The sequence below is a fragment of the Synechococcus sp. MU1655 genome, from assembly GCF_023630655.1.
Lineage (GTDB): Bacteria > Cyanobacteriota > Cyanobacteriia > PCC-6307 > Cyanobiaceae > Synechococcus_C.
In genome coordinates, this window is the sequence record NZ_JAKUHK010000117.1 from 1 (window position 1) to 6,013 (window position 6,013).

The window sequence follows — 6,013 nt, forward strand, 5'->3', positions numbered from 1 at the left end:
GGCAGATAGATCCGTCCTCGGGCACGATCTTCTCCAACATCACGAAGAATATTAGTAAGTTGATTGGCAATCCCTAAAGCAACAGCTGCATCAGAAGGGTCGGGGCAATCACTCCAAGGCGCAGAAGTGTATGCCTCGTCAACACCCATCACTCCCTGGGTCATCAAGCCAACGGTTCCAGCAACGCGATAGCAGTAGAGCTTTAAATCTTCAAACGTGGGGTAGCGGGTCCAAGACAGATCCATCCGCTGGCCCTCGATCATGTCGAGGTAGGGCTGTATGCCCTGCGGAAATCTCTGCAAGGTGTCCAGCATCACCGCATCTAGATCATCTGAGACATGGCCGCTAAAGAGCTCTCTTGTTTTTTCTTCCCAACGGTCAAGTCGCTCGGCAAGCTCATCAACCGATCGAGATTGAGCCTCATCGCTGTCCATGAGCTCATCTGTCCGTCGACACCAGACGTAAATGGCCCAGATTGCCCGTCGCTTCTCCAGTGGGAGGAGCAACGTGCCCAAATAAAATGTCTTTGCCCACTCAGCTGTCTCGCGGCGACAAGCCTCGAAGGCTGCATCGAGATCCGAAGCTGCGAGGGTCATGACTCAGGCCGAGACCGGCTCGCTGACAGAAGACGATGATGACAGTTGATCGCGCTTGCGGTCCACAGCTTCTGCGCAAAGTTTGCCGCTCAACACTGCCCCCTCCATGGAAGCCAAGTAACGCTGCATCGTATAATCGCCCGCCAAGAAAAAGTTTTTAATTGGGGTTGTTTGATCAGGCCGAAGCTGCTGACATCCAGGCGTAGTTTTATAGACAGAGAGAGGAGTTTTTACAACTTTAGACTTGCGAAGCTTTGCAGGATTATCAGTTCCGAAATGCATTGGGAATAATTTCTTAAGCTCACCCATGGTCGCTTCAATAATATCCTCATCACTGCGGCCAATCCAATCCTTCGCAGGAGCGAATACAAGTTCAAGCATCGATCGATCCGGATCTTCATACTCCTTACAAGCAATACTCATATCGGCGTACACACTTAGCAAGGGCGAACGACTGAAGAGCAAGTGATCAATGTCCGTAAGCTTTCGGTCAAACCAAAGATGAATATTGATCACTGGCACTCCGCGGAGACCATCCAACTTGCGAAAGACATCCATTTGTTGCCATGGCTCTGGTATCAACAGCTTGAAAGGATCCACAGGAAGTGCACTCACGTAAGCATCAGCAACGAGATCAAAACTTTCCTTACCCTTCACCCCTCCAATATGAAAAGCAGCAACGCTTCCATCAGCGTTGAGCTTGATCTCTCTTAATGGGCTATCCAGATGCACCTCACCTCCGAGCGATTGAACATGCTCCACAATCGGGTCACATAGACGCTCAGGAGGCGCTCCATCAAGAAATGCCATGCGGGAACCATTTTTTTCCTGCAGAAAGCGATTCAGGGCGGTCAACAACACTGTTGATGAAATTTCATCGGGATCAATGAAGTTCAACGCCTTACTCATGGCAATGAAGACTTCATCATTAACGCGCTCAGGAATATTGTGAAGCCTGAGCCATTCAGTCCAAGAATATTTATCGCACTCTTCGACATAACCCTGGCCTCTTAGCATGGCTGGGACCAGCCCGATGCCAAAACTAATTTTTTCTGGCCAAGACAGCATGTCATTGTTACCAAGAATTGCTGCAACACCATTCATAGGTGCCGGCAAATCTGGAAAGTCGAAGCGACTGTAAGTACCAGGCTCTTCTGGCTGATTAAAAATCATCGAATGGCTCTTCCATTGGAGCCTGTCCTCAATATCCAGTTCTTTAAACAACTGAAGCATGTTCGGGTAAGCCCCGAAAAAGATATGCAAGCCCGTTTCATACCAGTCGCCATCTTCGTCTTTCCAAGCCGCAACTTTCCCGCCAAGCACGTCCCTAGATTCCATAAGGATGGGGGTATGACCGGCGTCCGCCAGATATTTCGCGCAGGAGAGACCAGCCAGTCCTGCTCCCGCAATGGCGATACGCATGCTTCAGACCACAATTTAAAGACAACCTTAAAAGGATCACGGCCCGGTTCGCTTCCTAAAGTCTTCAGCAACCGCAAGCGCGGTGTCCTTACGCAATACAAGCCCCATGGCCGACACCCTGCTGAAGAGCACCACTCGCCACGTGCGTCTATTCACAGCTCGAGTCAATGACGGGCGGCTCATTCCAGACCCCAATCAGCTCACTCTCGACCTGGATCCAGACAACGAATTCCTATGGAATGACAGCTGCGTCCAGACGATTCAACAACGTTTTCGTGAGCTGGTAGAGGCCCATGCAGGTCAGCCTCTGAACGATTACAACCTGCGCCGGATCGGCTCAGAACTTGAGGGAAGCATTCGCCAGCTCCTACAGGCAGGCCAACTGAGCTACAACCCTGATTGCCGCGTTCTGAACTACTCCATGGGCCTGCCCCGCACCCCTGAACTGCTGTGAGCCGCTCCCCCTACGACCGTCCACGGGGCGGAACTCCACGTCGTCCTGACGAGCGCAGAGGAGGTCGTTACAGCCCTCCGCCAATGGGCAACAACGAGGGTGGGGATGGAGGCGGTCGTTTCAACACGACCAGAATTGCTGTCCTCGCTGGAGTTCTGGTGGTGGGAATCGGAATCGGCAGTGCTCTTACGAGCACAACGCAGGGAGATCAAGGCAACATTGCCAGCAGTGAGCAATTGGATTTAGCGGTACCAGACCCCGAATTTTGCAAGCAGTGGGGAGCAAGTGCCTTTGTGATGGACATTGAGATGTATACGACCATGAACCCATCCAGCGCGTTATTGCTCACGGGCGGCCGAAGCTTTTCGGTGTGATGTTTTGCCGGTGTTTGCCAGTGCCGATAGTCCTTTGCGTCAGCCAAGGGCTGCGGCCGTAGGGCCAGAACCCATAGCCACAGTTTTTGACGCCTCTTAGAACTGATCAGCTTCTGGGGTGATACCAACAGTGTCGTCGGCGATCCCTTTGGTGAGAAATTTGTTTTGAGTGATATCAGTTTGGTAAACGCAGCGAACAGCAGGTTTGTCTCTCACTGAGCCGATGTAAGCGAAGGTGTTCATTCTTTGTTTGCATTGCCGTTCCTGAGCAGCGGTGATCGCTCCTTCCTTGCGTAAGACGGCCCAGTTCTCTCGGCGAATCACGCAGCCTGGTTGCAGCGTGGGCTGCGTCACGAAGCTGCTGGATGGGTTCATGGTCGTATACATCTCAATGTCCATCACAAAGGCACTTGCTCCCCACTGCTTGCAAAATTCGGGGTCTGGTACCGCTAAATCCAATTGCTCACTGCTGGCAATGTTGCCTTGATCTCCCTGCGTTGTGCTCGTAAGAGCACTGCCGATTCCGATTCCCACCACCAGAACTCCAGCGAGGACAGCAATTCTGGTCGTGTTGAAACGACCGCCTCCATCCCCACCCTCGTTGTTGCCCATTGGCGGAGGGCTGTAACGACCTCCTCTGCGCTCGTCAGGACGACGTGGAGTTCCGCCCCGTGGACGGTCGTAGGGGGAGCGGCTCACAGCAGTTCAGGGGTGCGGGGCAGGCCCATGGAGTAGTTCAGAACGCGGCAATCAGGGTTGTAGCTCAGTTGGCCTGCCTGTAGGAGCTGGCGAATGCTTCCCTCAAGTTCTGAGCCGATCCGGCGCAGGTTGTAATCGTTCAGAGGCTGACCTGCATGGGCCTCTACCAGCTCACGAAAACGTTGTTGAATCGTCTGGACGCAGCTGTCATTCCATAGGAATTCGTTGTCTGGAGCCAGGTCGAGAGTGAGCTGATTGGGGTCTGGAATGAGCCGCCCGTCATTGACTCGAGCTGTGAATAGACGCACGTGGCGAGTGGTGCTCTTCAGCAGGGTGTCGGCCATGGGGCTTGTATTGCGTAAGGACACCGCGCTTGCGGTTGCTGAAGACTTTAGGAAGCGAACCGGGCCGTGATCCTTTTAAGGTTGTCTTTAAATTGTGGTCTGAAGCATGCGTATCGCCATTGCGGGAGCAGGACTGGCTGGTCTCTCCTGCGCGAAATATCTGGCGGACGCCGGTCATACCCCCATCCTTATGGAATCTAGGGACGTGCTTGGCGGGAAAGTTGCGGCTTGGAAAGACGAAGATGGCGACTGGTATGAAACGGGCTTGCATATCTTTTTCGGGGCTTACCCGAACATGCTTCAGTTGTTTAAAGAACTGGATATTGAGGACAGGCTCCAATGGAAGAGCCATTCGATGATTTTTAATCAGCCAGAAGAGCCTGGTACTTACAGTCGCTTCGACTTTCCAGATTTGCCGGCACCTATGAATGGTGTTGCAGCAATTCTTGGTAACAATGACATGCTGTCTTGGCCAGAAAAAATTAGTTTTGGCATCGGGCTGGTCCCAGCCATGCTAAGAGGCCAGGGTTATGTCGAAGAGTGCGATAAATATTCTTGGACTGAATGGCTCAGGCTTCACAATATTCCTGAGCGCGTTAATGATGAAGTCTTCATTGCCATGAGTAAGGCGTTGAACTTCATTGATCCCGATGAAATTTCATCAACAGTGTTGTTGACCGCCCTGAATCGCTTTCTGCAGGAAAAAAATGGTTCCCGCATGGCATTTCTTGATGGAGCGCCTCCTGAGCGTCTATGTGACCCGATTGTGGAGCATGTTCAATCGCTCGGAGGTGAGGTGCATCTGGATAGCCCATTAAGAGAGATCAAGCTCAACGCTGATGGAAGCGTTGCTGCTTTTCATATTGGAGGGGTGAAGGGTAAGGAAAGTTTTGATCTCGTTGCTGATGCTTACGTGAGTGCACTTCCTGTGGATCCTTTCAAGCTGTTGATACCAGAGCCATGGCAACAAATGGATGTCTTTCGCAAGTTGGATGGTCTCCGCGGAGTGCCAGTGATCAATATTCATCTTTGGTTTGACCGAAAGCTTACGGACATTGATCACTTGCTCTTCAGTCGTTCGCCCTTGCTAAGTGTGTACGCCGATATGAGTATTGCTTGTAAGGAGTATGAAGATCCGGATCGATCGATGCTTGAACTTGTATTCGCTCCTGCGAAGGATTGGATTGGCCGCAGTGATGAGGATATTATTGAAGCGACCATGGGTGAGCTTAAGAAATTATTCCCAATGCATTTCGGAACTGATAATCCTGCAAAGCTTCGCAAGTCTAAAGTTGTAAAAACTCCTCTCTCTGTCTATAAAACTACGCCTGGATGTCAGCAGCTTCGGCCTGATCAAACAACCCCAATTAAAAACTTTTTCTTGGCGGGCGATTATACGATGCAGCGTTACTTGGCTTCCATGGAGGGGGCAGTGTTGAGCGGCAAACTTTGCGCAGAAGCTGTGGACCGCAAGCGCGATCAACTGTCATCATCGTCTTCTGTCAGCGAGCCGGTCTCGGCCTGAGTCATGACCCTCGCAGCTTCGGATCTCGATGCAGCCTTCGAGGCTTGTCGCCGCGAGACAGCTGAGTGGGCAAAGACATTTTATTTGGGCACGTTGCTCCTCCCACTGGAGAAGCGACGGGCAATCTGGGCCATTTACGTCTGGTGTCGACGGACAGATGAGCTCATGGACAGCGATGAGGCTCAATCTCGATCGGTTGATGAGCTTGCCGAGCGACTTGACCGTTGGGAAGAAAAAACAAGAGAGCTCTTTAGCGGCCATGTCTCAGATGATCTAGATGCGGTGATGCTGGACACCTTGCAGAGATTTCCGCAGGGCATACAGCCCTACCTCGACATGATCGAGGGCCAGCGGATGGATCTGTCTTGGACCCGCTACCCCACGTTTGAAGATTTAAAGCTCTACTGCTATCGCGTTGCTGGAACCGTTGGCTTGATGACCCAGGGAGTGATGGGTGTTGACGAGGCATACACTTCTGCGCCTTGGAGTGATTGCCCCGACCCTTCTGATGCAGCTGTTGCTTTAGGGATTGCCAATCAACTTACTAATATTCTTCGTGATGTTGGAGAAGATCGTGCCCGAGGACGGATCTATCTGCC

The 6,013-nt window shown here is 51.9% G+C and carries 7 protein-coding genes and 2 pseudogenes; 5 read left to right on the plus strand and 4 right to left on the minus strand.

The features are described from left to right. Positions 1–596: squalene/phytoene synthase family protein (locus NCN04_RS06715; protein ID WP_250395579.1), on the minus strand; the 596-nt coding region annotated here is incomplete at its 3' end. Positions 597–599: 3 nt separating this feature from the next. Further along, on the minus strand, positions 600–2,018 hold the full coding sequence (gene pds / locus NCN04_RS06720; RefSeq protein ID WP_250395580.1) for a 15-cis-phytoene desaturase: 1,419 nt from the start codon (positions 2,016–2,018) through the stop codon (positions 600–602). An 82-nt stretch (positions 2,019–2,100) separates the two neighbouring features. On the opposite strand from pds (NCN04_RS06720), the gene NCN04_RS06725 reads away from it, so the two are divergent. The 3 genes and pseudogenes from NCN04_RS06725 to NCN04_RS10765 all read left to right on the plus strand — a co-directional run. Further along, positions 2,101–2,472, plus strand: a complete 372-nt coding sequence (locus NCN04_RS06725; protein ID WP_502988762.1) for an NAD(P)H-quinone oxidoreductase subunit M — start codon at positions 2,101–2,103, stop codon at positions 2,470–2,472. After that, positions 2,469–2,816, plus strand: a pseudogene (locus NCN04_RS10695) (DUF3172 domain-containing protein); the annotation flags it as partial. The gene NCN04_RS06725 and the pseudogene NCN04_RS10695, both read left to right, overlap by 4 nt. Beyond that, a pseudogene (locus tag NCN04_RS10765) lies at positions 2,797–2,946 on the plus strand (LysR family transcriptional regulator); the annotation flags it as partial. The pseudogenes NCN04_RS10695 and NCN04_RS10765, both read left to right, overlap by 20 nt. Here NCN04_RS10765 and NCN04_RS06735 read toward each other — a convergent pair. Further along, positions 2,943–3,545 (minus strand): DUF3172 domain-containing protein, encoded by a 603-nt coding sequence (locus NCN04_RS06735; RefSeq protein WP_048347359.1) that lies wholly within the window; start codon positions 3,543–3,545, stop codon positions 2,943–2,945. The pseudogene NCN04_RS10765 and the gene NCN04_RS06735 sit on opposite strands and share 4 nt — an antisense overlap. Then, on the minus strand, positions 3,542–3,913 hold the full coding sequence (locus tag NCN04_RS06740; RefSeq protein WP_502988763.1) for an NAD(P)H-quinone oxidoreductase subunit M: 372 nt from the start codon (positions 3,911–3,913) through the stop codon (positions 3,542–3,544). Before NCN04_RS06740 ends, NCN04_RS06735 begins: the two co-directional genes overlap by 4 nt. Positions 3,914–3,995: 82 nt before the next feature. On the opposite strand from NCN04_RS06740, the gene pds (NCN04_RS06745) reads away from it, so the two are divergent. Both pds (NCN04_RS06745) and NCN04_RS06750 read left to right on the plus strand, forming a co-directional pair. Further along, entirely contained in the window at positions 3,996–5,414 is a 1,419-nt protein-coding gene (gene pds / locus NCN04_RS06745; protein ID WP_250395580.1) for a 15-cis-phytoene desaturase, read from the plus strand. 3 nt (positions 5,415–5,417) lie between these two features. Continuing rightward, a partial coding sequence (locus NCN04_RS06750; RefSeq protein ID WP_250395579.1) for a squalene/phytoene synthase family protein occupies positions 5,418–6,013 on the plus strand: 596 nt, incomplete at its 3' end.

What these genes read in the sequence shown, in the direction of transcription:
- pds (WP_250395580.1), bottom strand. Translation starts at nt 2,018, where the DNA reads ATGCGTATCGCCATTGCGGGAGCAGGACTGGCTGGTCTCTCCTGCGCG.
- pds (WP_250395580.1), top strand. Translation starts at nt 3,996, where the DNA reads ATGCGTATCGCCATTGCGGGAGCAGGACTGGCTGGTCTCTCCTGCGCG.